Annotated in this window: 17 protein-coding genes; 11 read left to right on the top strand and 6 right to left on the bottom strand. The window is 64.2% G+C overall.

Annotated features, from left to right (window positions below; all coding sequences use genetic code 11):
- Nucleotides 1-325 precede the first annotated feature (325 nt).
- From IE071_RS02305 to IE071_RS02270, 8 genes are read left to right on the top strand one after another with little or no spacing between them, the layout of a single operon-like run.
- Nucleotides 326-1,333 carry an acyl-CoA desaturase gene (locus tag IE071_RS02305; RefSeq protein ID WP_189439559.1) on the top strand — a complete coding sequence of 336 codons (1,008 nt, stop codon included), beginning with the start codon at nt 326-328 and terminating at the stop codon, nt 1,331-1,333.
- Nucleotides 1,334-1,336: 3 nt separating this feature from the next.
- Nucleotides 1,337-2,635 (top strand): NAD(P)/FAD-dependent oxidoreductase, encoded by a 1,299-nt coding sequence (locus IE071_RS02300; protein WP_189439558.1) that lies wholly within the window; start codon nt 1,337-1,339, stop codon nt 2,633-2,635.
- A complete protein-coding gene (locus IE071_RS02295) occupies nt 2,632-3,420 on the top strand; it encodes a DUF1365 domain-containing protein (protein ID WP_229792703.1) in 789 nt (262 codons plus the stop codon). Before IE071_RS02300 ends, IE071_RS02295 begins: the two co-directional genes overlap by 4 nt.
- Nucleotides 3,417-4,703 (top strand): SAM-dependent methyltransferase, encoded by a 1,287-nt coding sequence (locus tag IE071_RS02290; protein ID WP_189439557.1) that lies wholly within the window; start codon nt 3,417-3,419, stop codon nt 4,701-4,703. The genes IE071_RS02295 and IE071_RS02290 overlap by 4 nt, the downstream gene beginning before the upstream one ends.
- The gene (locus IE071_RS02285; protein ID WP_189439556.1) at nt 4,700-5,254 is read left to right on the top strand and encodes a DUF2878 domain-containing protein; all 555 of its coding nucleotides are present in this window, start codon (nt 4,700-4,702) and stop codon (nt 5,252-5,254) included. The genes IE071_RS02290 and IE071_RS02285 overlap by 4 nt, the downstream gene beginning before the upstream one ends.
- Nucleotides 5,251-6,033 carry a DUF1295 domain-containing protein gene (locus IE071_RS02280; RefSeq protein WP_189439555.1) on the top strand — a complete coding sequence of 261 codons (783 nt, stop codon included), beginning with the start codon at nt 5,251-5,253 and terminating at the stop codon, nt 6,031-6,033. Before IE071_RS02285 ends, IE071_RS02280 begins: the two co-directional genes overlap by 4 nt.
- Complete coding sequence (locus IE071_RS02275; RefSeq protein ID WP_189439554.1) at nt 6,030-7,112, top strand: SAM-dependent methyltransferase; 1,083 nt, start codon at nt 6,030-6,032, stop codon at nt 7,110-7,112. Before IE071_RS02280 ends, IE071_RS02275 begins: the two co-directional genes overlap by 4 nt.
- Nucleotides 7,113-7,152: 40 nt before the next feature.
- Complete coding sequence (locus IE071_RS02270) at nt 7,153-7,701, top strand: lipocalin family protein (RefSeq protein WP_189439553.1); 549 nt, start codon at nt 7,153-7,155, stop codon at nt 7,699-7,701.
- Nucleotides 7,702-7,783: 82 nt separating this feature from the next.
- On the opposite strand, the gene dapE is transcribed toward IE071_RS02270, so the two are convergent.
- The 4 genes from dapE to dapD form a co-directional block, all read right to left on the bottom strand.
- On the bottom strand, nt 7,784-8,917 hold the full coding sequence (gene dapE, locus IE071_RS02265) for a succinyl-diaminopimelate desuccinylase (protein WP_189439552.1): 1,134 nt from the start codon (nt 8,915-8,917) through the stop codon (nt 7,784-7,786).
- Between the two features lie 72 nt (nt 8,918-8,989).
- Nucleotides 8,990-10,237 carry a hypothetical protein gene (locus tag IE071_RS02260; protein ID WP_189439551.1) on the bottom strand — a complete coding sequence of 416 codons (1,248 nt, stop codon included), beginning with the start codon at nt 10,235-10,237 and terminating at the stop codon, nt 8,990-8,992.
- Between the two features lie 264 nt (nt 10,238-10,501).
- Nucleotides 10,502-10,858: a Spx/MgsR family RNA polymerase-binding regulatory protein gene (locus IE071_RS02255; protein WP_189439550.1), complete on the bottom strand. Its 357-nt coding sequence runs from the start codon at nt 10,856-10,858 to the stop codon at nt 10,502-10,504.
- Complete coding sequence (dapD, locus tag IE071_RS02250; RefSeq protein WP_189439549.1) at nt 10,855-11,682, bottom strand: 2,3,4,5-tetrahydropyridine-2,6-dicarboxylate N-succinyltransferase; 828 nt, start codon at nt 11,680-11,682, stop codon at nt 10,855-10,857. Before dapD ends, IE071_RS02255 begins: the two co-directional genes overlap by 4 nt.
- 254 nt (nt 11,683-11,936) lie before the next feature.
- Between dapD and IE071_RS02245 the strand changes: the two genes are divergently transcribed.
- The 3 genes from IE071_RS02245 (at nt 11,937) to tssA (ending at nt 14,301) form a co-directional block, all read left to right on the top strand.
- Nucleotides 11,937-12,491: an NADPH-dependent FMN reductase gene (locus tag IE071_RS02245; RefSeq protein ID WP_189439548.1), complete on the top strand. Its 555-nt coding sequence runs from the start codon at nt 11,937-11,939 to the stop codon at nt 12,489-12,491.
- A 69-nt stretch (nt 12,492-12,560) separates the two neighbouring features.
- A complete protein-coding gene (locus IE071_RS02240; RefSeq protein ID WP_425503417.1) occupies nt 12,561-12,995 on the top strand; it encodes a hypothetical protein in 435 nt (144 codons plus the stop codon).
- 265 nt (nt 12,996-13,260) lie between these two features.
- On the top strand, nt 13,261-14,301 hold the full coding sequence (gene tssA / locus IE071_RS02235) for a type VI secretion system protein TssA (protein ID WP_189440853.1): 1,041 nt from the start codon (nt 13,261-13,263) through the stop codon (nt 14,299-14,301).
- Nucleotides 14,302-14,341: 40 nt separating this feature from the next.
- On the opposite strand, the gene IE071_RS02230 is transcribed toward tssA, so the two are convergent.
- Nucleotides 14,342-15,451 carry a hypothetical protein gene (locus tag IE071_RS02230; RefSeq protein ID WP_189439547.1) on the bottom strand — a complete coding sequence of 370 codons (1,110 nt, stop codon included), beginning with the start codon at nt 15,449-15,451 and terminating at the stop codon, nt 14,342-14,344.
- Entirely contained in the window at nt 15,448-26,613 is an 11,166-nt protein-coding gene (locus tag IE071_RS02225) for a filamentous hemagglutinin N-terminal domain-containing protein (protein ID WP_189439546.1), read from the bottom strand. The genes IE071_RS02230 and IE071_RS02225 overlap by 4 nt, the downstream gene beginning before the upstream one ends.
- Nucleotides 26,614-26,618: the final 5 nt, after the last annotated feature.

Raw genomic sequence — 26,618 nt, 5'->3', positions numbered from 1 at the left:
GTCTGCCAGCCGCGCCGCATCAGCGAGGAGCGCCAGGCCATCGAGCACTGGATCCATCCTATTCCCCACATCGCGCTCCGGGACAGCCCCAACCCTGATTACTACTGACGGTGACGACCACACCAATCGACGAAGCCAACTGAGTGCCTAAAGTACGGTGCTTTTTTTAGTACGCGTTCAGCCGGTCATCTGCTCCTTCTGCCACTACGCTCGCCGGGTGGGTGGGCTACGGGGGCGATGTGAAACCCGGCCATTTCACTGCTCGATGCATCCGCTGCCCGGGTTCTTCCGTATCTGTCATAGAACCGCTGACAGGTATGTTTCCATGGCCACCTCCCAACCGATCCTGATTGCACCGCCCGGCAAGGTCGAAACCTTGACTGGCAGCGCCGTCGATCAAGCCAGCTCCAAGCATTCCTGGCCGGTGCGCACCGTAAAGCGCTGGTTCGATACCAGCGCAGTGGTGGAAGTGGACGAGAGCCGCGAGGATCGCATCGACTGGCTGCGCGCCGCACCGTTCGTGGCGATGCATCTGGCCTGCATCGGCGTGATCTGGGTTGGCGTCTCGCCGATCGCACTGATCGTGGCCGCCTCGCTCTACGTCATCCGCATGTTTGCGTTGACCGCGTTCTATCACCGCTACTTTTCGCATCGCACTTTCCAGACCTCGCGTGCGATGCAGTTCGTGTTCGCGCTGATTGGCGCTTCCTCTGTGCAGCGCGGGCCGCTGTGGTGGGCGGCGCATCACCGGCATCATCATCGGGTGACCGACACGCCGGCCGACCCGCATTCGCCGGGTGTCCACGGCTTCCTGTGGAGTCATATCGGCTGGTTCCTGACCCCGCGCAACTTCCGCACCGATCTGTCGCGGGTGCCGGATCTGGCGAAATTTCCGGAGCTGCGCTGGCTCGACCGCTACGACATCGCGATTCCGGTCGTGCTGGCGGTCGCGTTGTACGGCTTGGGCGTGCTGCTGCATGACGTCGCGCCGCAGCTGGGCACCAGCGGCGGACAGATGCTGATCTGGGGTTTCTTCGTCTCGACCATCGTGCTGTTCCACGCCACCGTGACGATCAACTCGCTGGCGCACCGCTACGGCAAGCGCCGCTTCGATACCAAGGATGACAGCCGCAACAACGTGTGGCTGGCGCTACTCACGTTCGGCGAGGGCTGGCACAACAACCATCACTTCTTCCCCGGTTCGAGCCGGCAGGGTTTTCATTGGTGGGAAGTGGACCTGACCTGGTACGGACTGAAGCTGATGTCGGCGCTGGGCTTGGTGCGCGGGCTGAAGCCGGTGCCCGCCTGGGTGCTGACCAAGGCGCGGAGCTGAGCCATGCGCATCGCCGTCGTCGGATCGGGTATCGCAGGGCTGGCATCGGCGTGGCTGCTGTCGCGCCGGCATGAGGTAACGCTGTTCGAGGCCGGCAGCTATTTCGGCGGCCACACGCACACGCATGACGTGGAGCAGCAGGGTCGCCGCTATCGCATCGACAGCGGCTTCATCGTGCACAACCCCGCTCACTACCCGCTGCTGAGCCGGATGTTCGATCAGCTCGGCCTGGCGTCGCAGCCGACCACGATGAGCTTCTCGGTGCACAACGAGGCCAGCGGGCTGGAATACAACGCGGCCACGCTGGATACGCTGTTCTGCCAGCGGCGCAATCTCTTCTCGCCGCGTTTCATCGGCATGGTGCGCGACCTGATGCGGTTCTATCGCGAGGCACCGGCGCTGCTCGACTTGCCAGGCGAAGGTCCCACGCTGGGCGACTATCTGGCCGAACACGGTTACGGTGCCGCGTTCCGCGACGAGCATCTGGTGCCGATGGCTTCCGCGCTGTGGTCGTCACCGGCCACGCAGATTCTCGGTTTTCCGGCGCGTTATCTGGCGCAGTTCATGGCCAACCACCAGATGCTGCAGCTCAGCGATCGTCCGCAGTGGCGCGTGGTGCGCGGTGGTTCGTCCACCTATGTGCAGGCATTGCGCGAGCGCTGGTCCGTGCGCGAAAGGCTGAACTGCGCGGTGCGCTCGATTCGCCGCCATGCCGCCGGCGCCGAGATCACCAGCGCCGCCGGCGTCGAACATTTCGATCATGTCGTCTTGGCCTGCCACAGCGATCAGGCACTGGCGTTGTTGAGCGATGCCGACGAACGCGAGCAGTCGATCCTCGGCGCGATGCCGTACCAGGCCAACGACACCGTGTTGCATACCGACGCCAGCGTGCTGCCGAAGCGACGCAAGGCGTGGGCCGCATGGAACGCGTGGCTGCCGCGCGATCCCGACGAGGCGTGCACGGTCAGCTACTGCATGAACCTGCTGCAGGGCATCGAATCGCCAGAGCCCTTTGTGGTCACGCTCAACCGCACGGCCGCGATCGACCCGGCCAAGGTGCTTGCCCGCATGCAGTACCACCACCCGGTCTACAGCCACGCGTCGGTGGCGGCGCAGACGCGCAAGGCCGAGATCCAAGGCCAGCGGAACACCTGGTACGCCGGCGCGTACTGGGGCTGGGGATTCCACGAGGACGGCATGCGCAGCGCGGTCGACGTGGCTGCTGCACTCGGTGTGCGCTGGCCGGTAGGTGTGGGTGCCATTCACGCCGTCGAATCGCGCGTCGAGGAAATCGCAGCGTGAACACCGAAGCGACTGAGCCGCTGGCGAGCGCCGTGTACGAAGGCGTGGTACGTCATCGCCGACTGGCTCCGCATCCACATGCCTTCGATTACCGGATGGCCCAGCTCTATCTGGATCTGGACGAAGTCGATCGCGTGTTCAGGCAGCGCTGGCTGTGGTCGAACGAACACGGCAACGTCGCGCAGTTCCGTCGCAAGGATTATCTCGGCCCGGTCGTACTCCCGCTGGCCGAGGCCGTGCGTCAACGCGTCGAAAAAGCCACCGGCCATCGTCCGGTCGGACCGATTCGTTTATTGACCCATCTGCGCTACTTCGGCCTGGTGTTCAACCCGGTCAGCTTCTACTACTGCTACGCCGAGGACGGCGTGACCCTGGTCTGCATCGTGGCGGAGATCACCAACACGCCGTGGAAGGAACGCCACGCCTACGTGCTTCCGATCGAGACGGCACAGACGCAGGGACGTGCGCCGCACTGGACCTTCCCGAAGACCTTCCATGTGTCGCCGTTCATGCCGATGGCACGCGAATACGACTGGAGCTTCACCGCGCCGGGCGACCAGTTGCACGTGCACATGGACGTGCTGCGCGACGGCCAGCGCGAGTTCGACGCCACGCTCACCCTGCAGCGCAAACCCCTGACCGGTGCCTCGCTCGCCCGCGTGCTGTGGCGCTATCCGCTGATGACTGCGCAGGTGGTCGGCGCCATCCATTGGCAGGCGCTGCGACTGTGGCTGAAGCGCAACCCCATCCACGATCACCCCGCTGTTCCCAGAGGTTCGCCATGAACGACATCGCCAAGACCGCCGACTACGAAAGCCCGAGGACCAGCAGCTTCGATCGCTTCCTGCGCCAGCAATTGCTCGGTCAACTGAGTCAGCTGCGGCACGGACGATTGCTGCTGACCGACGATGGCGAGCAACTCGAATTCGGCGACGCCGCTGCCGACTTGCAGATCCACATGGAAATCCTCGACCCGGCGTTCTACCGCGCCGTCGCTACCAACGGCAGCGTAGGCGCGGGCGAGGCTTACATGGATGGCTTGTGGCGCTGCGACAACCTGATCGGGTTGGTGCAGCTGCTGGTGCGCAACCGCGACATGCTCGACGGCATGGAGAACGGCCTGGCCCGCCTCGGCGGCATGGCGATGCGCGGCTGGCATGCACTACGTCGCAATACACGTGATGGCAGCCGTCGCAACATCGCCGCGCACTACGACCTTGGCAATGATTTCTTCAGCCTGTTCCTGTCGCCGGACCTGATGTACTCGTCGGCGATCTGGACCGATCCCTCCGACACGCTGGAGATTGCCTCGACGCGCAAGCTCGAACGCATCTGCCGCAAGCTCGATCTCAAACCGACCGACCGGGTGGTCGAGATCGGCACCGGCTGGGGCGGCTTTGCGTTGTACGCCGCGCAGCATTACGGCTGCAACGTCACCACCACCACGATCTCACGCGAGCAGCATGCGCTGGCCAGCGAACGCATCACGGCGGCAGGCCTGAGCGATCGTGTCACGCTGCTGCTCAAGGACTACCGCGATCTCGAAGGCCAGTACGACAAGCTGGTCTCCATCGAGATGGTCGAGGCGATCGGCGCGCCGTATCTGGACGTCTATTTCGAGAAGCTTGGCAGCCTGCTGAAGCCCGATGGACTGGCGTTGCTGCAGGCGATCACCATCGAGGATCACCGCTACGCGCAGGCTCTGAGCTCGGTCGACTTCATCAAGCGCCACGTGTTTCCCGGCAGCTTCATCCCCTCGATCAACGCACTGCTCGCCTCGAAGACCCGCAGCAGTGATCTGGCACTGACCCAGCTGGAAGACTTCGGCCACTCGTATGCGCTGACTCTGAAAGCCTGGCGCGAACGCTTCATGGCACAGCTGCCGCAGGTGCGCGCGCAGGGTTTCGATGAGCGCTTCATGCGGATGTGGGAGTTCTATTTGGCGTATTGCGAAGGCGGCTTCCGCGAACGCTCGATCGGTGTCGCGCACCTGCTGCTGGCCAAGCCCGGCAACCGGCGCGCGGCGTTACTGCCGGAGCTCGAATCGGCCGACAGGATGCCTGCATGAAATTCTGGGCCAGCCTCATCGGCTATCAGCTGGTCTGGTTCGCCGCCGTGATCGGCGCCGGACGCGGACTGGCGTGGCCGGGGATCGTCGGCATGCTGCTCTATGCCGCATGCCAGTTGGCTGCTGCACGCCATTACCAAGCCGACCTGTCCCTGATGGCAACAGCCATCGTGCTCGGGCTGCTGGTCGATGGCGGCTTGATGCGTGCTGGGCTGGCCAGCTATGCCACGCCGTGGCCATCCGCCGCGTTGGCGCCGGCATGGATTCTGGCATTGTGGGCCACCTTCGCGATGACCTTCACCCAATCACTGAGTTGGCTGCAGACACGTCTCTGGCTTGCGGTACTGCTCGGAGGTATTGGCGGTCCGCTGGCCTATTTGAGCGCGTCGCGCGGCTGGCATGTGGTGAGCTTTGCCGATCCCGCGTGGCGCGGCTTGCTGTGGCTGGGCATCGGCTGGGCGCTGGCGACCCCGGCGCTGGCGTGGCTGGCCCGACGCTGGTCGACCGAAGCGGCACCGGCCGCCATTTCCCTGCAAGGTGATGCGCCATGAATCCGTGGATCCAGCTGGCCGTGCTGTGGTTGCTTGCGGCCTTGATGATGACCTTGGGCTGGTTGTGGCAGCGCCCGCGCTCCAACGCCGGCATCGTCGATGCGCTGTGGGCCGGCGGCGTGGGCGGCAGTGCCGTTCTTTTTGCGTTGCTCGGTGACGGTGCCATGTGGCCGCGCGTGATCCTGGCCGTACTTGGCGGCCTGTGGGGCATACGGCTGGCGGCGCATCTATGGAAGCGCGTGCGCGGCGAGCCCGAGGATGGCCGCTATCAGAACCTGCGTGCGCACTGGCATGGCAGCCAATTCAAGTTCTTCCTGTTCTTCCAGTTCCAGGCGCTGCTGATCGTGCTGTTCTCGCTGCCGTTCCTGGCGGTGGCACGCAACCCGCGCGCGTTTGATCCGTGGATGCTTATCGGCATCGCGATCTGGCTGGTCAGCGTGATCGGCGAATCGGTCGCCGATCGACAGCTGGCCCGCTTCCGCGCCGCTCCGGCGAATCACGGGCACACCTGCCGCGACGGCCTGTGGCGTTATTCGCGTCACCCCAACTACTTCTTCGAATGGATCCACTGGTTTGCCTACGTCTGCATCGCGCTCGGATCGCCGATCGTCTGGCTGGCCTGGGCCGGGCCGCTGGTGATGTATGTCTTCCTGCGCTGGATCAGCGGCATCCCGTACACCGAGACGCAGGCGCTGCGCAGCCGCGGCGATGACTACCGTGCCTATCAACGCAGCACCTCCATGCTGATTCCCTGGTTTCCGAAAAGGATCGAACCATGAACACCGCCGCCACTGTCTCCGACGAACTGCCGCAGGAACGACCGGCTCCAGGCCTGCTGGGTCTGGCTGAGCGTGGACGCATTCCTGACGCATTGCTGCGGCAAGGCATCCGGCGCATGTGCGCACAGCGCCTGCGCGAGGAGATGGCCGGCGGACTGGATCAGCAAGCCGCGCGCTTTGCCGCACGCATCGACATGCTGCGGCATAGCCCGGTGGCGATCCACACCGATGCCGCCAACGCGCAGCATTACGAACTGCCGCCGGCGTTCTTCGAGCTGTGCCTCGGCAAGCGCCTGAAGTACTCGGGCTGCTATTACCCGCGCGGCGACGAGTCGCTGGATCAGGCCGAAGAGGCGATGCTCAAGCTGTATGGCGAACGCGCCGAACTGGCGGACGGCCAGAAGATTCTCGAACTCGGCTGCGGATGGGGCTCGCTGACGTTATGGATGGCCGAACGCTATCCGCACGCGAAGATCACCGCCGTCTCCAATTCGAACCAGCAGCGCGAACACATCGAGGCGAAGTGCCGCAAGCGCGGCCTATTCAACGTGCGGGTGATTACCCAGGACGTGAACCGGCTCGAACTGGAGGCCGCGCAGTTCGATCGCTGCGTCTCGGTCGAGATGTTCGAGCACATGCGCAACTACGAAATCCTGCTCAGCCGTATCGCCAGCTGGCTGAAGCCCGGCGGCAAGCTGTTCGTGCACATCTTCGCGCACAAGACCCTGATGTATCCGTTCGAGACCGCGGACGAGGACAACTGGATGGGCCGGCACTTCTTCACCGGCGGCCTGATGCCGGCCTCGGACACCTTGCTGTGGTTCCAGCGTGAGCTGCAGATCGAGCAGCGCTGGCACGTCGACGGCACGCATTACCAGCGCAGCGCCAATCACTGGCTGGCCAACCAGGACGCGCGCAAGGATCAGGTGATGGCCACGCTGACCGAAGCCTACGGCAGCAAGGCCGCACCGCTGTGGTTCCAGCGCTGGCGCATGTTCTGGATGTCCTGCGCCGAACTGTTCGGCTACGCCGATGGCCAGGAGTGGCTGGTGGCGCATTACCGGTTCGTACGGCCCTGACCGTTCCTGTCTTCGGCCCCACCCACTTCGGAGCTATCGCATGCATTTGCCGAAAACATTTTTGATGGCCTGTGGTCTGCTTGTCGTCAGTGCCTGCGTTCAGGCAAGCAGCCTGCCGCCGATCAAGCCGGTCGCGCATGTCGACCTGCCTCGCTTCATGGGCACCTGGTACGTGATTGCCACCATTCCCACTCGCTTCGAGAATAACGCCTACAACGCGGTCGAGACCTACAAACTGCAGCCTGACGGGAATGTCTATACCGCGTTCCGCTTTCACAATGGTTCGTACGACAACCCGGTGAAGGCGATCCATTCCACCGGCTTCGTGAAAGCGGGCAGCGGCAATGCGGTGTGGGGCGTGCAGGTGTTCTGGCCGATCAAGGCGCAATACATCGTGGCGTATCTGAAGGACGACTACAGCCAGACCATCGTCGCCCGCGACGCGCGCGACTACACCTGGATCATGGCGCGCACTCCGACGATTTCCCAAGCCGATTACGACGCACTGATCGCACGCGTCAAACAGATGGGTTATTCGATCAGCGATGTTCGCAAAGTGCCCCAGGCGTGGCCCGAGAACGCGCGCTGAAATCTGCAACAGCAAAGATGGCGATACGGCTGCTGAAGCTATCGGCTACAGTACACGAACCGATGGCACGTTCAGTCCGCACTCAACCCAATAGCCGCTCACACACAGCCCGATACACGGCCGGTAATTGCTCCAGCTCGCCCAGTGCAACGCACTCGTCCACCTTGTGGATTGTGGCGTTGACTGGGCCGATCTCGACAACTTCGGCGCCCATCGGTGCGATAAAGCGGCCATCGGAAGTGCCGCCGCCGGTGCTCTGCTCGGGGTCAAGGCTACACAGTTCGCGGCAGACGGCCACCACGGTTTCGCGCAGTGCACCGCCCGGTGGTGTGAGAAAGGGTTCGCCGGAGAGGTTCCAGTCGAGCGTGAAATCCAGGCCATGCCGCTGCAGGATATCCTCGGTACGCGCGCGCAGATCCTCCGCGCTGCTGGCGGTGCAGTAGCGGAAATTGATCAGCGCCTGCAACTCGCCCGGAATCACGTTGGTGGCGCCGGTGCCGGCGTTGAGGTTGGAAACCTGGAACGAGGTGGGCGGGAAATCGCTGTTGCCTTCGTCCCAGCGCTCGGCTGCCAGCTCGGTCAATGCAGGCGCGAACGCGTGGATCGGGTTCAACGCCTTCTCCGGATACGCCACATGCCCCTGCACACCACGCACGCGAAGCGTGCCCGACAGCGAGCCACGCCGACCCACGCGAATCAAGTCGCCCAGCTTTTCTTTCGCCGACGGCTCACCAACCACGCACCAGTCGATGCGTTCGCCAACGCTACGGAAGTGTTCGACCACCTTGCGCACGCCGTCGAGATTGGTCGGCCCTTCCTCGTCGCTGGTCAGCAGCAGGCCAACCCGACCGCGATGATCCGGATGCGCCGCCACGAACTGTTCCAGCGCCACCACCATCGCCGCCACCGAGCCTTTCATGTCGGCGGCGCCGCGGCCGTATAGACGGCCATCACGGATTGTGGGTTCGAACGGCGGGCTGCGCCATGATGCTTCGGGGCCGCTCGGCACCACGTCGGTATGACCGAGGAAGGCCAGCGTGGATCCACCCGTGCCATGCGTGGCCCACAGATTGTCCACCTCGCCGTAACGTAGGTGTTCGACGTGGAAACCCGCACGTTGCAGGCGCTCACCAATCAATGGCAGGCAACCCGCATCTTCCGGGGTCACCGAACGGCGGCGGATCAGATCACAGGTGAGTTCAAGGACTTCGGACATGGAGACGTGCCAGACGCTGCGGATCGACAGCGCCCAGCATAACAAGGGGACCGGGACAGAGCGTGCCCTCGGTCAATGCGTCTGCTTGGCGTTGACCCCGCCCTCGATGCTCAGCCGACCGACCACACCGAGCATTTCCAGCGGCGCGACGCCATCGCCGTGCGTGGTGACGCCACCGTCGATATCGATCTCGCGGGCGGAGCCGCCGGGTTTGACGCTGAGCGCGATGGCGGAGAGCTTCAGCACCACGCCCTTCACCAGCGAGTCGCCGGTGCCGCCGAAGGTTTCGAGACCACGACGCACGCTGAGGTAGCCGATCGGCTGGCTGATCTGGATGCCGACCGCGCCATCGGCATGCGTGGTGATGCGGTCGAATACAGCACGATTGACGGTGCCGGCGTAGACGTTGAAACCCCGCGCGCCCTGCCCGAACGTCTCGATCGGCGCCTCGACTTCCAGCTCGTTGACGAGGCCGAAGTTGACGAAGCCGATGCCGCTGGGGCCGTACGAAGTGATCTTCTCCTCGGCAACCCAGTGATCCACCGAGCCCCAATTGTCGAGCACCATGTCGTTCTGGCCGTAGGTCACCACCGGCCCCAGGTTGCGCACGGTATCGACAAAGGCGTTGAACACGGTGAACACGCCGCCGGTGATCATGTCCGGCGTGCCCGGTGCGATGCGGCCATCGCTGTGGATCTCGCCGGTTTCGAGCAGCGACACGGTGAGCCGGCCACCTTCGAAGCCGGCGCCGCTGACGAAGATGCCGCTGCCGAGTACCGGCGCGGCTGCGCGCCCGGCAGACAGCCCGACCAATCGCGCACTGATCACCACCGCGGCGTCGGCCTGCATGTTCCAGAGCGTGAACGCGCCCTGCAGCACATGCACGCCGAAGCCCTGCGGCCGGTCGGCCTGCGCACGCGCATCGGCGCTGACCACATCCAGACCGGCGACCTCGACATGACCGCTGCGCACCTTGTCGCGCGCGAGGATCTGCACTTGGCCAATCGTGGTCACCTCACCCAGCACCAGCCGGCCCAGACTTTCCACCTGCGTATCGTTGTGGATGGCGCGCCGGTCCGACGAGGCGACCAGATGCAGGCTGTGGACCTCGTTGTCGGTGGTCAGCTGCAGGCCGTCGATACCCGTCGCGAAAATCAACGCCGCGTCATCGTCGTGGCCTTGCAGCACCTGTCCGGGCGACAGCCGTAGCGTCGGCACATCGGCCAATTCCCCACTGACCACGATCTGCCGTATCCCGGTGTCCTGCACAGCACGGACCAGTTCGGCAACGCTGCTGACGACAATCGAGGACGTGGTCATGCGGCTCTCCTTGGTTGGGGGAGTCGCCATGCTACGCCATTGCCGGTCATGTCAAAACGTCGCGTGCATGACGGCTGCATGTCCGACAACTTCTTGCGAAAACCCGCTTCAATCTGCGATCACCGCGCCCGGCAAATGGCCAACGACACCAGTGATCGCCAAGGCACATGGCCGGCTTCAAGCATCGAGCTCGTCGTCGCGCTGGCCGAGATGGACCAGCGCAGCAAGCAGCACGACGACAAAGCGGAAGGCCGCATCGCCACCTCAGCGCCCGAACAACTTCTTGAAGCCGTTGTCGCTGAAACCCACGCTCACCGAGCCGTCGGGCTGCACCACCACCGGACGACGGATCAGCGCGGGATATTCCTTCAGCAGCAGCGTCCACTCCGGATCGCTGCCGGGGTTCTTGCGTTGCGGCAGCAGGTTGCGCCAGGTGGTGGACGACTTGTTGACCAGCTTCTCCCAGCCACCGAGCTTTGCCGCCCATTCCTTCAGTGTCGCCGCAGGTACAGGATTGGCGCGGTAATCGACAAAGTCGTGCGCCACCTCGAAACGGGTCAGCCAGTTGCGCGCCTTCCTGCAGGTGTCGCAGTTGGGAAGTCCATATAGAACGGGATTCATTCGCCGCTCCGCAGCAGTTCGTTGATGCTGGTCTTGCTGCGCGTCTTCGCATCGACCTGCTTGACGATGATCGCGGCGTACAGGCTGTGGCTGCCATCCTTCGCCGGCAGGCTGCCCGATACCACCACGCTGCCGGCCGGCACGCGGCCGTAGCTGACCTCGCCGGTGGCGCGGTTGTAGATGCGGGTGGACTGGCCGAGGAACACGCCCATGCCGATCACGCTGCCGCGCTCCACCACCACACCCTCGACTACTTCCGAACGCGCGCCGATGAAGCAGTTGTCCTCGATGATGGTCGGGTTGGCCTGCAGCGGCTCCAGCACGCCGCCGATGCCGACGCCGCCGGACAGGTGCACACCCGCGCCGATCTGCGCGCACGAACCCACCGTGGCCCAGGTGTCGACCATCGTGCCGGCACCGACATAAGCGCCGATGTTGACGTAACTCGGCATCAGCACCGCGTCCTTGGCGATATGCGCGCCGCGACGCACCAGCGCGCCCGGTACCACGCGTGCGCCGAGGTTCTGCAACTCGGCGTCATTGCCGTGGGCGAAGCGCAGCGGCACCTTGTCGAACGCCTGCGACGGGCCACCATCGACCACGCGGTTGTCGTTGATCCGGAAATACAGCAGCACCGCCTTCTTGATCCACTGGTTCACCGTCCAGCCGCCCTGGCCGTCCGGTTCGGCGACACGACGCTCGCCGGATTCGAGCAGGTCGAGGACCTGGCCGATGGCGGGCCGCAGATGGGTCTCGATCTCGGCCTCGGTCAGTTCGTTGCGGCGCTCGAAGGCAGCGTCGATCAGGGTTTCAATGGCTTGCATGGGGCTATTCACTGTTGAAGTTGGTTGGCAGGCGGCAGCCTGAGGCTGGACATAAAGAGTACACGCTGCCGGCGTCGATGCCGCCGCTGAATTCATCGACCTTTAACGGGATGCGGCGGTACATTGCGCAGTCTTCGGCAACAGCGCGAGACTTCCGTTGGCTCTTCGAAACGCATGCGGCTCGGCCTGTCGCGAACCGCTGCTTCGGCGCCTGCCAGTCGCCATGCTTCCCTAACCTTCTCAAGGAGTCTGAAATGAGCCAGTTGAAGATCGCCGTCATTGTCGGCAGCCTGCGCGCGGATTCGTTCAACCGCCGACTCGCCCGCGCCGTGGAGAAGCTGGCACCCGCCGAATTCGCGTTCAAGCACATCCAGATCAACGATCTGCCGTTGTATTCGCAGGATTTCGACGCCGCCTACCCGGCTGCCGCCACCCGACTGAAGAAAGACATCGAATCGGCCGATGGCCTGCTGTTCGTCACGCCCGAATACAACCGCTCGATTCCCGGCGTGTTGAAGAACGCGATCGACATCGCATCGCGTCCGTGGGGCACCAACTCGTTTGCCGGCAAGCCCGCGGCGGTGATCGGTGCATCGATCGGCACCGGCGGCACCGCGCTGGCACAGCAGCACCTGCGCAATGTGCTGGCCTATCTCGACGTGCCCGTGCTGGGCCAGCCCGAGGTATTCGTCCACTTCAAGGATGAACTGATCGCCGACGACGGCACGATCAGCAACGAAGGCACCCGGAAATTTCTGCAGGGCTTCATGGACAACTACGTCGCCTGGGTCAGACGCTTCGCACATTAAGCAAGGCCGCATCGGAGCGCCGACCTGATCGGATCGGCGCCCCGTTTTCACCGTGCCGAAACGATGGGTATGCTCATCATGCGTCACCCGCTTGCGTCGCGGGAGCCCGGCACGGCACCGCCGCGCACCATGCAACCCCGACGCGAGGTCCGTCCCGCCAGCTGCCGCAGGGGTCGCATCATGCGTGAACAAATCAGCGAAGGATTCATGGTCTTCGTCTCCGATGGCGACGAAGGCATCGGCTCTGTCCGCGAGATCAGGCACGGGCTGCCCGAACTGGTCGTCTACATCGAGAATGCCGGCGACTTCGTGGTGCCGCTCTCGGCGATCAAGGATGTCCATTCCGATAAGGTCGTCCTGAACTTCGATCGCCTGGACATCCGCCTGCGCGATGCGATCCGGCACGCACGCGACTCGGAAGATCCGAACTATGTGTCGCCGGCTTCGACCGAAGACGAAGAAGTGACCGACGAGGAAAGCACTCGACCCGGGCAAGCCGAGTGACGCGGCGGCCTTGGCGACACGTCGGTATCCGGCGCGGCTATCCATCGGTTGACTGATACCGCAATAGGCGGCGCATAGCTTGAAAGTCGCTGTGCGACTCCATTATCACGGCGGTCAGAAAATCCCGGCCACGGGCACCGGAGTCTTGCTTGCCAACAATAAGCTGTCCAACTGCTTCAGCCCGATTTAAATCGGGCGCATGACTGGTTTTGCGTCGATATTTGGTGATAATGCGGGAATCCCTCCTGGAAGGCGGTGCAAACCCATGACGCAATATAATCTTGAGTCTTTGTTGGCACCGATCAGCGATGACACGCCGTCGGGAGACGATCTGGAATACGATCCGGATTTTCTCGCTCTCGAACGCGCCGCCGCCCCGAAAGCCGAGCGCGCAGTGGGAGACAGCGTCAAGGCGGCCGAAGAGCCCGATTGGGACAAGGTCGCCGAACTGGCCGAAACCGTACTGGGTCGATCCAAGGATTTGCGCGCCGCCGTTCACCTCACCACGGCCTGGACGCGCACCTCCGGCATGCCTGGCTGGAATGCGGGCCTTGGCCTGATTCGTGGCCTGCTTGAGCATTTCTGGGACACCGTGCACCCGAAACTGGATGCCGAAGACGATAACGATCCGACGATGCGTGTTAATTCGGTGGTTCCACTTGGCGATCTGCAAGGTGTATTGCGCTATTTCCGCATCACGCCTTTCGTGCAATCGCCGCGATTGGGACGATTTGATTTACGCGCTCTGCGTATTGCCAATGGCACGCTGAAAGTCACCGCATCCGAGGGTGAACCGGGGGCGACGATGACCGAAATCGAAGCCTGCTGCATGGACTGCCCGGAAGCTGATCTCGTCGCCGTGACGACCGCCATTCGCGAGTCACTTGAACACGCCAAGGCGATCGACGGCATTTTCAATGATCGCGTCGGCACCGCGGGACCGGATTTCAAGAACCTGCTCAGCGATATCTACGAGCTGAAGAAGTTTCTGGAACCGCAGCTGGCGCAACGCATGCCGCAGGAAGGTTCCGTTGAAGGGGACGGCGTCAGCGACGATGGAGCTGGAGCTGGCGGAGGCGGCGTTCGCGCATCGACCGGCGCCATTTCCGGGCCGCAGGATGTGATGCGTCGACTGGATGAACTGTGCGATTACTACACGCGCAACGAACCCTCGAGCCCGGTGCCGCTGCTGCTGCGTCGCGCGAAGCGTCTGGTAGGCATGGACTTCATGGACTTGTTGAAGGATCTCGCGCCCGGCGGCATCTCCGAACTGCAGGTCGTTTCCGGCGCTCCTGCCGACGAATAAAACTCACCTGTCCATGTCGGGCGTTGCTGTTGCAAACAGCTCAGTAAACGCCCTTGCAGGTGTTGGCCGAGGGCCGCACGAAAAGCTGGCGCACCGAAGGGTCCCAGCTCAGCGACAGTCCGCCCGGCAGCCCCGCCGTGATGCCCGCCGATGCGATCTGGCTGAACGGTCCGACCGAGGCACTATGCCCGTCGCCGAACGTCACCTTGGCGGTGATCGCGTAACTGACCGGGCTGGCGCAGCCGGCTATCGCGATGCTCTGCGAAACCGCGCCGCTGCCGGTGAAATCCGGCATCGTTCCGGTGACCGGTGGCATGACCTGCTGGCCATCGCCTGACTGACATGTCGCAGTCAGCCCATAGCTCACCGAAACCTTCGCCGGGGCCGCGACCTGCACGGCCGCGACAACCTCCGGTTGCGCCGCGCAACCAACCAGAAACGCCTTGCGCTTGGACATCACATGCAGCACATAACTGCCCGGTTGCAGCTGGCTGCTGTCCGGCAGTTTCAGCTCGATCCGGCTGGGCGATACGCCGGTCACGCTGGGCTGAATACTCTGCGGCTTGCCCTGCCCGTCGGTCGCAGTCACCACCGGATCTTCGCATTGCGCATCGAACAGATTCGCACCTGTCAGCGCGAAGACGGTGTCCTTGCTGCCGTTGCGCAGTACGAACAACGGCCGGCGATCCGGTGTCTCGACACCATCGATGACCGGCTGCACCTTGGCCGAACCACCGCCGGCAGCAAGCAGCTCCACGGTCTTTGATAATGCATCGGCCATCGCGCTCGCATCGGCGTCGAGGCAACCCTTGCTGGCATCCAGATAAGCCTGCGTCCGCTGAGCCGCAGCGGAGGCCCGATACGCGCTGGCCTTGGCGTCCGCAGCGATGATGTCGATCGGCTTGCCCACGTCACCGCCCAGTGTCTTGCGCAAAGCATCGGCCAGACTGGCTAGGCGTTGACTGGTGGCACCGAGGCTGGAATGCGGCAGAGCAGTGGCCCGCGCCGCCAGATCGTGCTGGGCGGCTTCGAGCTGGTCGATGATGACCGACCCGGTCAGGCGCGGCGCAAGCTGTGCGGCCGCTGAGCCGGCAAGGCTCGGCGCGAGCAGCCCGAACAGGATGCTTGCACCGAGTCTGCTGATGCTCATCGGCGCATGTTCAACATGACGCCGACCATCCCCACACTGTTGTTGTCCTGACAATCCGTCTGATCCGGCTGATCGGGATCGCAACCGCTCTGCTGATCGGCCGGCAGACGCACGCCAGACGGCACGATGCCGTACGAGCGGTAATTCGCCGTGATCACACTCGGGTCGATGTACGAATCACCGTGATTGTTGTTCTGGGCGCCGCCTGCGCCCGCCGCGGTCGGCACGTTGACCGCAAACCCGCCGCCCAACGGCAACAGGTTGCCGCTGCTGTCGATGGCGTAGAAGTAGGCCGGCGGCAGGCCGACGTTGGCGATCAATTGCAGGCCCGTGCCCACCACATAGATCGGCGCCAGGCCGGTACCCATGCGACCGGTCGAACCCCAGATGCCCGTGCCATCGTAGACCGGCGTGGTACCGAGCTGGAACAGGTCGCCATTGGTCACGGACAGATAGAAGTTCGAGGTACCCGCATTCACCGTGAACGTGCTGCCGGCCACCGACGCCAGAGTCAGCGTCTTGTTGTTGGTCATGCTGAAACCCGCCGGCGACGAGAAGTTGCCGAGCGTGCTGACCATGTTGTTGTTGCGTTGGGCAGCACTGCCGAGCGTGGTCGTACCGACAGCCTGACCGCTCAAGGTCCCGGCGGTAATGACGCCACTCGCTCCTTCGCTGATCGCACCGGCCGACTTCAGCGTCGTTGTATTGCCGCTTACCGCGCCGTTGATCGCCAGATCGCCGGCGGTCGTCGTCAACGCCGTGCTGTTGCCGCCGTTGATCGGGCCGGCCACCGTCAGCGCCTGCGCGTTGGTCAGTCCGAAGCCCGCCGCACTGAAGCTGCCCAGCGTGCCGATGTGGTTGGCGCCGTTGAGGCTCGTCGCACCGGCTGACTGCCCGCTCAGCGTGCTCGCAGTGATGCTGCCAGCCGCGCCTTCGCTGATCGCACCAGCCGACTTCAACGTCGTCGTGGTGCCATTGACAGCACCATTGATCGCCAGATCGCCGGCCGTCGTCGTCAGTGCCGTGCTGGCACCGCCGTTGATCGGGCCGCTCACCGCCAGTGTCTGCGCGTTGGTCAAACCGAAACCTGCCGCACTGAAGCTGCCCAGCGTGCCGATGTGGTTGGTACCGTTGAGAGCGGTAGCCCCGGTCGACTGGCCGCTCAGCGTGCTCGCAGTGATGTTGCCACCGGCACCCTCGCTGATGGCACCGGTCGAGGTCAGCGTCGTCGTGGTGCCGCTTACTGCACCATTGATCGCAAGGTTGCCGGCCGTCGTCAGCGTCGTGCTGGCGCCACCGTTGACCGCGCCGCTTACCGCCAGCGCCTGCGCATTGGTCAGGCCGAAACCTGCCGCACTGAAGCTGCCCAGCGTGCCGATGTGGTTGGTGCCGTTGAGAGCCGTCGCACCGACCGACTGACCGTTCAATGTGCCTGCGGTGATGCTGCCGCCCGCACCTTCACTGATCGCACCGGCTGAGGTCAGCGTCGTCGTTGTGCCATTGACCACACCGTTGATCGCCAGGTCGCCGGTGGTGGTCGTCAGCGCGGCACTGCTGCCGCCGTTGATTGGGCCGGTTACCGCCAACGTCTGCGCGTTGGTCAAACCGAAGCCTGCCGCACTGAAGCTGCCCAGCGTGCCGATGTGGTTGGCGCCGGTGAGACTCGTTGCACCGCCGGACTGGCCGCTCAGCGTGCTCGCGGTGATGACACCGCCCGCGCCTTCGCTGATCGCACCGGCGGCATTGAGCGTGGTCGTCGTGCCGTTCACCGCACCATTGATGATGATGTCACCGGCCGTTGTGGTCAGCGTCACCACCGGACCACCATTGAGCGGGCCCGCTACCGTCAATGTCTGCGCATTGGTCAGGCTGAAGTCGGAAGTGAAGCTGCCGAGCGTCGTGATGAGGTTGGCGCCATTGAGGTCAGTACTGCCAACGGACTGACCCGTCAGCGTACCGGCCGTGATGACACCGCCCGCCGCTTCGGTGATCGCACCGGCCGAGTTGAGGGTGGTCAACGTGCCACTGAGCGCGCCATTGATTGCCAGGTCGCCGGCCGTCGTGGTCAGCGCTGTACTGGCACCGCCGTTGACCGGCCCCGTCACTGCCAGCGATTGCGCGTTCGTCAGGCTGAAGCCCGCCGCATTGAAGCTTCCTAGTGTGCCAATCAGATTGGTGCCATTGAGAGTTGTCGCACCGGTCGACTGGCCGGTCAGGGTGCCCGTCGCCAAGCTGCCACTGCCACCTTCGCTGATGGCACCACTCGAGTTCAACGCTACCGACGTGCTGTTCACCGCACCGTTGATCGCGAGGTCGCCCGAAGTCACCGTCAGGGCGCCCGTGTTCACTGCGCCCAAGGTCAGCGCACTGGCGTTCGTGATCTGCGTGGCACCGCCAGTCAGATTCACCGCACCGCCGAAGGCGTTACCTGCATTGGCCAGCGTGATCGCCCCCGTCCCCGCATTGATATTGCTCGTTCCGCTCACCGTCAGCGCACCGCTCTGGCTGACCGCACCGTTGTTGCTGGTCGCCTGCAAGTTGCCTGCGATGGTGCCGCTACCCAGGTTCAGGGCGCCCGTGCTGATCGCCGTCAACGCACCCGTGCTCAGCGCACCGAGCGTCAGCGCGCTCGCACTGGTGATCTGTGTGGCACCACCAGTCAGGCTTGTTGCGCCGCCGAAGGTGTTGCCGGCGTTGGCCAGCGTGATCGCACCTGTCCCCGCATTGATGGTGCTGGTGCCGCTCACTGCCAGCGCACCGCTCTGACTGACTGCGCCGCTGTTGCTGGTCGCCTGCAGGTTGCCGGCGATGGTGCCGCTACCCAGGTTCAAGGCACCCGTACTGGTCGCCGTCAATGCACCCGTGTTCACTGCGCCCAAGGTCAGCGCACTGGCGTTCGTGATCTGCGTGGCACCGCCGGTCAGATTCACCACACCGCCGAAGGCGTTGCCGGCATTGGCCAGCGTGATCGCACCCGTCCCCGCATTGATGGTGCTGGTGCCGCTCACCGCCAGCGCACCGCTCTGGCTGACCGCACCGTTGTTGCTGGTCGCCTGCAAGTTGCCTGCGATGGTGCCGCTACCCAGGTTCAGTGCGCCTGTGCTGATCGCCGTCAACGCACCCGTGCTCAGCGCACCGAGCGTCAGCGCGCTCGCGCTGGTGATCTGCGTGGTGCCGCCGGTCAGGCTTGTTGCGCCACCGAAGGTGTTGCCGGCATTGGCCAGCGTGATCGCACCTGTCCCTGCATTGATGGTGCTGGTACCGCTCACCGCCAGCGCACCGCTCTGACTGACTGCGCCGTTGTTGCTGGTCGCCTGCAAGTTGCCTGCGATGGTGCCGCTACCCAGGTTCAAGGCACCCGTGCTGGTTGCCGTCAATGCACCCGTGTTCACTGCGCCCAAGGTCAGCGCACTGGCGTTTGTGATCTGCGTGGCACCGCCAGTCAGACTCACCGCACCGCCGAAGGCGTTGCCGGCATTGGCCAGCGTGATCGCACCCGTCCCCGCATTGATGGTGCTCGTGCCGCTCACCGCCAGCGCACCGCTCTGGCTGACCGCACCGTTGTTGCTGGTCGCCTGCAGGTTGCCTGCGATGGTGCCGCTACCCAGGTTCAGTGCACCTGTGCTGGTCGCCGTCAATGCGCCTGTGCTCAGCGCACCGAGCGTCAGCGCGCTCGCGCTGGTGATCTGTGTGGCACCACCAGTCAGGCTTGTTGCGCCACCGAAGGTGTTGCCGGCGTTGGCCAGCGTGATCGCACCTGTCCCCGCATTGATGGTGCTGGTACCGCTCACCGCCAGCGCACCGCTCTGACTGACTGCGCCGTTGTTGCTGGTCGCCTGCAGGTTGCCAGCAATGCTTCCGCTACCCAGGTTCAGCGCACCCGTGCTGATCGCCGTCAATGCACCCGTGTTCACTGCGCCCAAGGTCAGCGCACTGGCGTTCGTGATCTGCGTGGTACCGCCGGTCAGACTCACCACACCGCCGAAGGCGTTGCCGGCATTCGTCAGCGTGATCGCATTCGTGCCCGCGTTGAAGCTTGAGGCACCCGTCACGTTGAAGGCACCGCCCTGCGTGATGCCACCGGCCGTGGTCGTCACCGACAATGGGCCGTTGATGGTCAGCGCATTCGCGCTGAATGTGCCGCTGTTCGCGGTCAGACTGGTCAGCGCCGTCGTGCCACCAACTGCGCCACCCAAGGTGGCGGCGCCGCCCGTGCTGATGCTCAGCGTGTGCGCGCCATCCACCGTCGAGGCAAGGTCGATCGCACCGCTGCTCGTGCTCGTCAACGTCGAATCACCGTTCAACGTCACCGCGTCGTTGTACGTCTGCGCACCCGTCGTGCTGACATTGCCACCCAGCGTCGTACTGCCGGCCGCATCCGTGGTCAGGCTTGTCAGTGCTGCCGTGCCACCCACCACACCACCAAAGGTGGTCACACCACTGGTGTTCACCGTCAGGTTGTGTGCGCCATTGACCGTCGAAACCAGGTCAATCGCACCACCGCCGCTGCTGGCCAGTGTCGCATCACCACCCAGCGTCACCGCATTGCTGTACGTCTGCGCACCTGTGGTGCTGACATTGCCATCCAGCGTTGTGCTACCGGCCCCATTATTTACGTTCAGGCTGGTCAGTGCCGTCGTGCCGCCCACGGCGCTACCAAAGGTGGCCATGCCTGTCGCGTTCACCGTCAGCGCCTGCGCACCATTCAGCGTCGAGACAAAATCAATCGCGCTGCCGGTCAAGGTCTGCGGCGAAGCGCCAAACAAGGTCACGGCATTACCGTAAGTCTGCGCGCCGCTCGTCGTCACGTTGCCAAAGAGCTCGGTAATGCCGCCCGCCCCCAGGGTGAAGCTGGTGAGCGCCGTCGTGCTACCGACGTTGCCTACAAAGGCAACTCCGTCCGACGGCGTGTTGACCGTCAATGCATGCGCACCATCTACCGTCGATTCAAAAATAACGGCGCTGCCGGTGCTGGAAAGTGTCGCGTCGCCACCCAGGGTCACCGCATCGTTGTAGATCTGGAAACCACTGGTGCTGACATTGCCGCCAAGCAGCGTGCTGCCGGCTGCATCCGTCTGCAGGCTGGTCAGTGCCGTCGTGCCGCCTACCGCTCCACCGAACGTGGTCAGGCCACCCGTGTTCACCGTCAGATTGTGCAGACCGTCCACCGTCGAGACGAAGTCGATCGCGCCATTGCCGGTGCTCGCCAGTATCGCGTCGTTGCTCAGCGTCACCGCATTGTTGTAAGTCTGCGTGCCGCCGGTGCTCACATTGCCGTTGATCGTGATGCCGCCGGTGCCACCGGCACTCACATCCAGATTGCCGCCCACACCCACCACCGGTACCGTCAACGCCGCATTCGTGTAGTTCAAGGTCAGGTTGCCGGCCACGCTCGTCGGCAGCGTCAGCGCGCCCGGGGTCGCGTCGATGTTCTCCAGCGACAGATTGTTGATCGCGGCACCGACACCGGTCGCAAAGGTCACGCCCGATTTGAAATCATTGGCCTGGGTGCCCAGCAGGATGTCCTGCGTGCTGCCTGCCGTCGTGTTGTTCTGGGTGAAGGTCGCCGCACCCGTCACCGTCAACGCGCCCGTCTCGGTCAGTGCACCGTTGCTACCTACAGCCAGCGTGCCGGTCACCGTGCTGGTGCCCAGCGCGGTCGCGGTGTTGTTCGTCAAACTCACGTTGCCACCGGTCAGGCTCACTGCGCCGGTGAATGCGTTACTGGCATTGGTCAGCGTGATCGCGTTCGTGCCCGCGTTGAAGCTCGATGCACCCGTCACGTTGAAGGCACCGCCCTGCGTGATGCCACCGGCCGTGGTCGTCACCGACAACGGGCCGTTGATGGTCAGCGCATTCGCGCTGAATGTGCCGCTGTTCGCGGTCAGGCTGGTCAGCGCCGTCGTGCCACCGACTGCACCACCCAAGGTGGCGGCCCCGCTCGTGCTGATGCTCAGCTTGTGCGCGCCATCCACCGTCGAGGCAAGGTCGATCGCACCGCTGCCCGTGCTCGTCAACGTCGAATCGCCGCCCAACGCCACCGCGTCGTTGTACGTCTGCGCACCCGTGGTGGTGACATTGCCGTTCAGCGTCGTGCTGCCCGCCGCATCCGTGGTCAGGCTGGTCAGCGCCGTCGTGCCGCCGACCACACCACCAAACGTGGTCGCACCTGACGCGTTCACCGTCAGCGCCTGCGCGCCATCCAGCGTCGAGGCAAAACCAATCGCGCTGCCGGTCAAGGTCTGCGGCGAAGCGCCCAACAAGGTCACGGCATTGCCGTAAGTCTGCGCACCGCTCGTCGTCACGTTGCCAATGAGCCAAGTGTTACCGCCCGCACCCAGGGTGAGGCTGGTCAGCGCCGTCGTGCTGCCGACGTTGCCCACAAACTCAGTCACACTTGCTGGCGTGTTGACGGTCAACGCATGTGCACCATCCACCGTCGATTGAAAAACAACGAAGCTGCCGGCGCTGGAAAGGATCGCGTCACCACCAAGGCTCACCGCGTCGGCGTAGACCTGAGCACTGCTGGTCGTTACATTGCCGCCCAATATCGTGCTGCCGGTCGCATCCGTGCTCAGGCTTGTCAGCGCGTTGGTCGCACCCACCGCACCACCGAAAGTGGTCAGCCCCCCCGTGTACACCGCCAGGTTGTGCGCTCCGTCCACCGTCGAAACGAGGTCGATCGCGCCATTACCGGTGCTTGCCAGTATCGCGTCGTTGCTCAGCGTCACGGCATCGTTGTAGGTCTGCGCACCCGTCGTGCTGACGTTGCCACCCAGCGTCGTGCTGCCCGCTGCATCTGTGGTCAGGCTCGTCAGTGCCGTCGCGCCACCCACTGCACCGCCAAACGTGGTCAGGCCGCCAGTGTTCACCGTCAGGTTGTGCGCTCCGTCCATCGTCGAGACGAAGTCGATCGCGCCACTACCCGTGCTTGCCAGCGTCGCATCCGCACCCAGCGTCACCGCGTTGCGATACGTCTGCCCGCCGCCGGTGCTCACATTGCCGCTGATCGTGATGCCGCCGCCCGCGCTCACGTCCAGCGCACCGGCCAAAGATATCCCTCCCGGTACCGTCAAGGCCGCGTTGACGTAGTTCAAGGTCAGGTTGCCCGTCACAGAGGTGAGCGGCGGCAATACCAGTCCGGTCGACGTCGCGTCGATGTTTTCCAGCGACAGGTTATTGATCGCCGCACCGGCACCGACCGCAAAGGTCACGCCCGATTTGAAATCATTCGCCTGGGTGCCCAGGTTGATGTCCTGCGTGGCACCTGCTGTCGTGTTGTTCTGAGTGAACGTCGCTGCACCGGTCACCGTCAACGCACCCGTCTGGGTCAGCGCACCGTTGCTTCCCACCGCCAGCGTGCCGGTCACCGTGCTGGCGCCCAGCACCGTCGCCTGGTTGTTCGTCAAACTCACGTTGCCACCGGTCAGGCTTACCGCGCCGGTGAACGCGTTAGCGGCATTGGTCAGCGTGATCGCGTTCGCACCCGCATTGAAGCTCGACGTGCCCGCTACGTTGAACGCACCGCCTTGCGCGATGCCACCGGCCGTGGTGGTCACCGACAGCGGACCATTGATGGTCAGCGCATTCGCGCTGAACGTGCCGCTGTTCGCCGTCAGGCTGGTCAGCGCCGTCGTGCCACCTACCGCACCACCCAAGGTAGCCGCGCCGCCCGTGCTGATGCTCAGCTTGTGCGCGCCATCGACCGTTGAGGCAAGGTCGATCGCACCGCTGCTCGTGCTCGTCAACGTCGAATCGCCGTTCAACGTCACCGCGTCGTTGTACGTCTGCGCACCCGTCGTGCTGACATTGCCACCCAGCGTTGTACTGCCGCCCGCATCCGTGGTCAGGCTGGTCAGCGCTGTCGTGCCGCCCGCCACACCACCAAAGGTGGTCACACCGCCCGTGTTCACCGTCAGGTTGTGCGCACCATTGACTGTTGAGGCCAACTTAATCGCACCACTGCCGCTGCTTGCCAGCGTCGCATCACCGCCCAACGTCACGGCATCGTTGTACGTCTGCGCACCCGTCGTGCTGACATTGCCACCCAACGTCGTGCTGCCGGTCGCATCCGTGGTCAGGCTGGTCAGCGCTGTCGTGCCGCCGACCACACCACCAAACGTGGTCACACCACCCGTGTTCACCGTCAGATTGTGCGCACCGTCCACCGTTGCGGCAAAGTCGATCGCGCCATTGCCTGTGCTCGCCAGCGTCGCATCCGCACCCAGCGTCAACGCATTGCTGTACGTCTGTGCACCCGTCGTGCTGACATTGCCACCCAGCGTCGTGCTGCCGGCCGCATTCTGGATGTTCAGGCTCGTCAGCTTCGTCGTACCACCGACCGCTCCACCCAACGTGGTCAGGCCGCTGGTGTTCACGATCAGGTTGTGCGCACCGTTCACCGTCGAAGCAAAGTCGATCGCACCGCCACCGCTGCTCGCCAAGGTCGCATCACCACCCAGGGTCATCGCATCGTTGTAGGTCTGCGCACCCGTCGTGCTGACATTGCCGCCCAGTGTCGTGCTGCCCGCTGCATCTGTGGTCAGGCTCGTCAGTGCCGCCGTGCCACCCACTGCACCGCCAAACGTGGTCAGGCCGCCGGTGTTCACCGTCAGGTTGTGCGCTCCGTCCACTGTTGCGACAAAGTCGATCGCGCCATTGCCCGTGCTCGCCAGCGTCGCGTCGTTACCCAGCGTCACGGCGTTGTGATACGTCTGCCCGCCGCCAGTGCTCACATTGCCGTTGATCGTGATGCCGCCGGCGCCGCCGGCACTCACATCCAGATTGCCGCCCACACCCACCACCGGTACCGTCAACGCCGCAGTGGTGTAGTTCAAGGTCAGGTTGCCGGCCACGCTCGCCGGCAGCGTCAGCGCACCCGGCGTCGCGTCCGTGTTCTCCAGCGACAAGTTGTTGATCGCCGCACCGGCACCGGCCGCAAAGGTCACGCCCGATTTGAAATCATTCGCCTGGGTGCCCAGGTTGATGTCCTGTGTGGCGCCCGCTGTCGTGTTGTTCTGGGTGAACGTCGCTGCACCCGTCACCGTCAACGTACCCGTCTGGGTCAGCGCGCCATTGCTTCCCACCGCCAGCGTGCCGGTCACCGTGCTGGCGCCCAGCACCGTCGCTGCGTTGTTGGTCAGACTCACGTTGCTGCCGGCCAGACTCACCGCGCCGCTGAAGTTGTTGCCGGCATTGCCCAGCGTGATCGCGTTCGCGCCCGCATTGAACGTCGCCGCGCCTGCCACGATGCTATTGCCGGCGGCGGACAACTGCGTGATGCCGGCAGCGTTCACCGTCAACGCACCACGCGCCGGTGCCGTGCCGGAGGTATCGATAGAACCCTTAAACGCTCCGTTGCCGATATTGACGGCACCACCAGCATGGCTGGCGTCGCCGGTGCGGATATCCACGTCACCGCCAAACGTGGTGATGGCGGCATTGGCCGTATTGCCGATGGTGACCACGCAGGTCGAGCACGCCGCCTGGCTGCTATAGGTCGTGCCCGCTGCTGCTCCACCGTAATTGGCCCACAGGTACAAACCGAGCGGATTGGTAGCGTTCTTGCCGCTGATGTTGGCGTTGAGGAAAATGCTGCCCACCGCCTCCAGATAGAGGTTCCCGGCACCGCTGGCGGAAATGCCGGTGTTGACGGTGATGTTGCCCGTGTCAGCTCCGTTGGCAGCAGTGTTGGTGAAAACGAATACGTTGGTACCGCCGGTCACTGCGGCACCGACGTCGCTCGCCCTGATGGTTGACGTGGCTGTCGGAGTGTATGGATTGGCCCATGCCGTTCCGCTCAGCGGAGGCTTGTCGATGGTCACATCGTAGGGATCGAGCAACCAGGTTCCGGACAGGCCGTGCGCTGCGGACGCATCGACCGAACCTTGCGCATTGAGTCCGTAATGCGACGAGGTTTCGACCCGGCCGCCGTTGCCGCCGGACGCACCGCCACGTGCGCTGATGCTGCCGTAGAAGTTGTTGCCCTGGTTGCCCCACACCACGACGGAACCGCCGTCGCCGGAGCGGGTGGCATCGGCGTTCAAGATTGCATCGGGTGCGACGTAGGTCACCGCCGCGGTCTGCAGCCCTTCACCAGCCTGCCAGCCGCCGCCCACACGGATGTTGCCACCACCCAGTGTGCCAGACGCGTTGATGCTGCCGCCGGTAATGCCTACGTTCTGGTCGGACAGCAGTTGCGCCGTACCGCCATGCACGCCGGACACGTTGATGCTGCCGCTGCTCTCGACGTTGCCGCCATTGCCGACCAGGCGCACCACGCCGCCGTCGGTGCTGATGCCGCTGGCGTCGATGACGCCGGAGTTGTTGACCAGCGTGGTGAAAAGATCCTTGGCCGCCGAGGCCTGCAGCACGACGGTGCCGTCTTCGGCGCTCAGCGTGCCCTTGTTGGTGACGGCCGCTTCGCGGTTGTCCAGGCGCTGCTTGAGGTCGCCGGTGATCTGGATGTTGATCAGACCGTTGCCGTCGAAGTCGAGCGTCGCGTGGTCGGCGCCGTCGAGATTGATCTTGCCGTAGTTGGCGAAGATCAGTCCGTCGTTGAGCACGCTGCCACCGACCAGGCTGACCGAGCCGCCGCTGGCGGCCTGGATCAGGCCGTGATTGACGATGCCGGCCGCGGCACCGGAAACATTGAGGTTGTAGTGCCCGGCCAGGAAATCATTCGGGGTCAGATCCAGCGTGCTGGCAAGCAGGCCTCCGACATTCATCTGCGCGGTGGCGCCGAAGATGATGCCGTGCGTGTTGATCAGGAAGACCTGGCCGTTGGAGTTGATGCGGCCGAAGATCTGGCTCGGGTTCTGATCGAGGATGCGGTTCAACGCCACGGCCGAGCGACCCGGCTGGTTGAACAGCACCGACTCATTGGCGCCGACGTTGAATGTCTGCCAGTTCAACGCCAACCGGTTCGAGGCCTGGTTGATGATCGTGCTGTTGCCGGTTTGCGTGATCGTGCCCGAGCCGCCAACCACTACACCGCCAGTGGGGCCTCCGGCCAGCGCATCACCGCTGAAGACGACCGAGCCGACGACCAGGCCGATGCAAAGGCTGATCGGCCAAGTCTTGCGCAACGGCAAGGTGCTGATCAAGGCTGGACGCGCAGGCATGCGCGCAACGCGCTGATTGGTGCGGGTGCTCTTGCTCATGATCA

This window comes from Rhodanobacter panaciterrae, assembly GCF_014651895.1.
GTDB lineage: Bacteria > Pseudomonadota > Gammaproteobacteria > Xanthomonadales > Rhodanobacteraceae > Rhodanobacter > Rhodanobacter panaciterrae.
The sequence above is the reverse complement of the archived record's forward strand: the minus strand, read 5'-3'. Positions and strand labels throughout refer to the sequence as shown.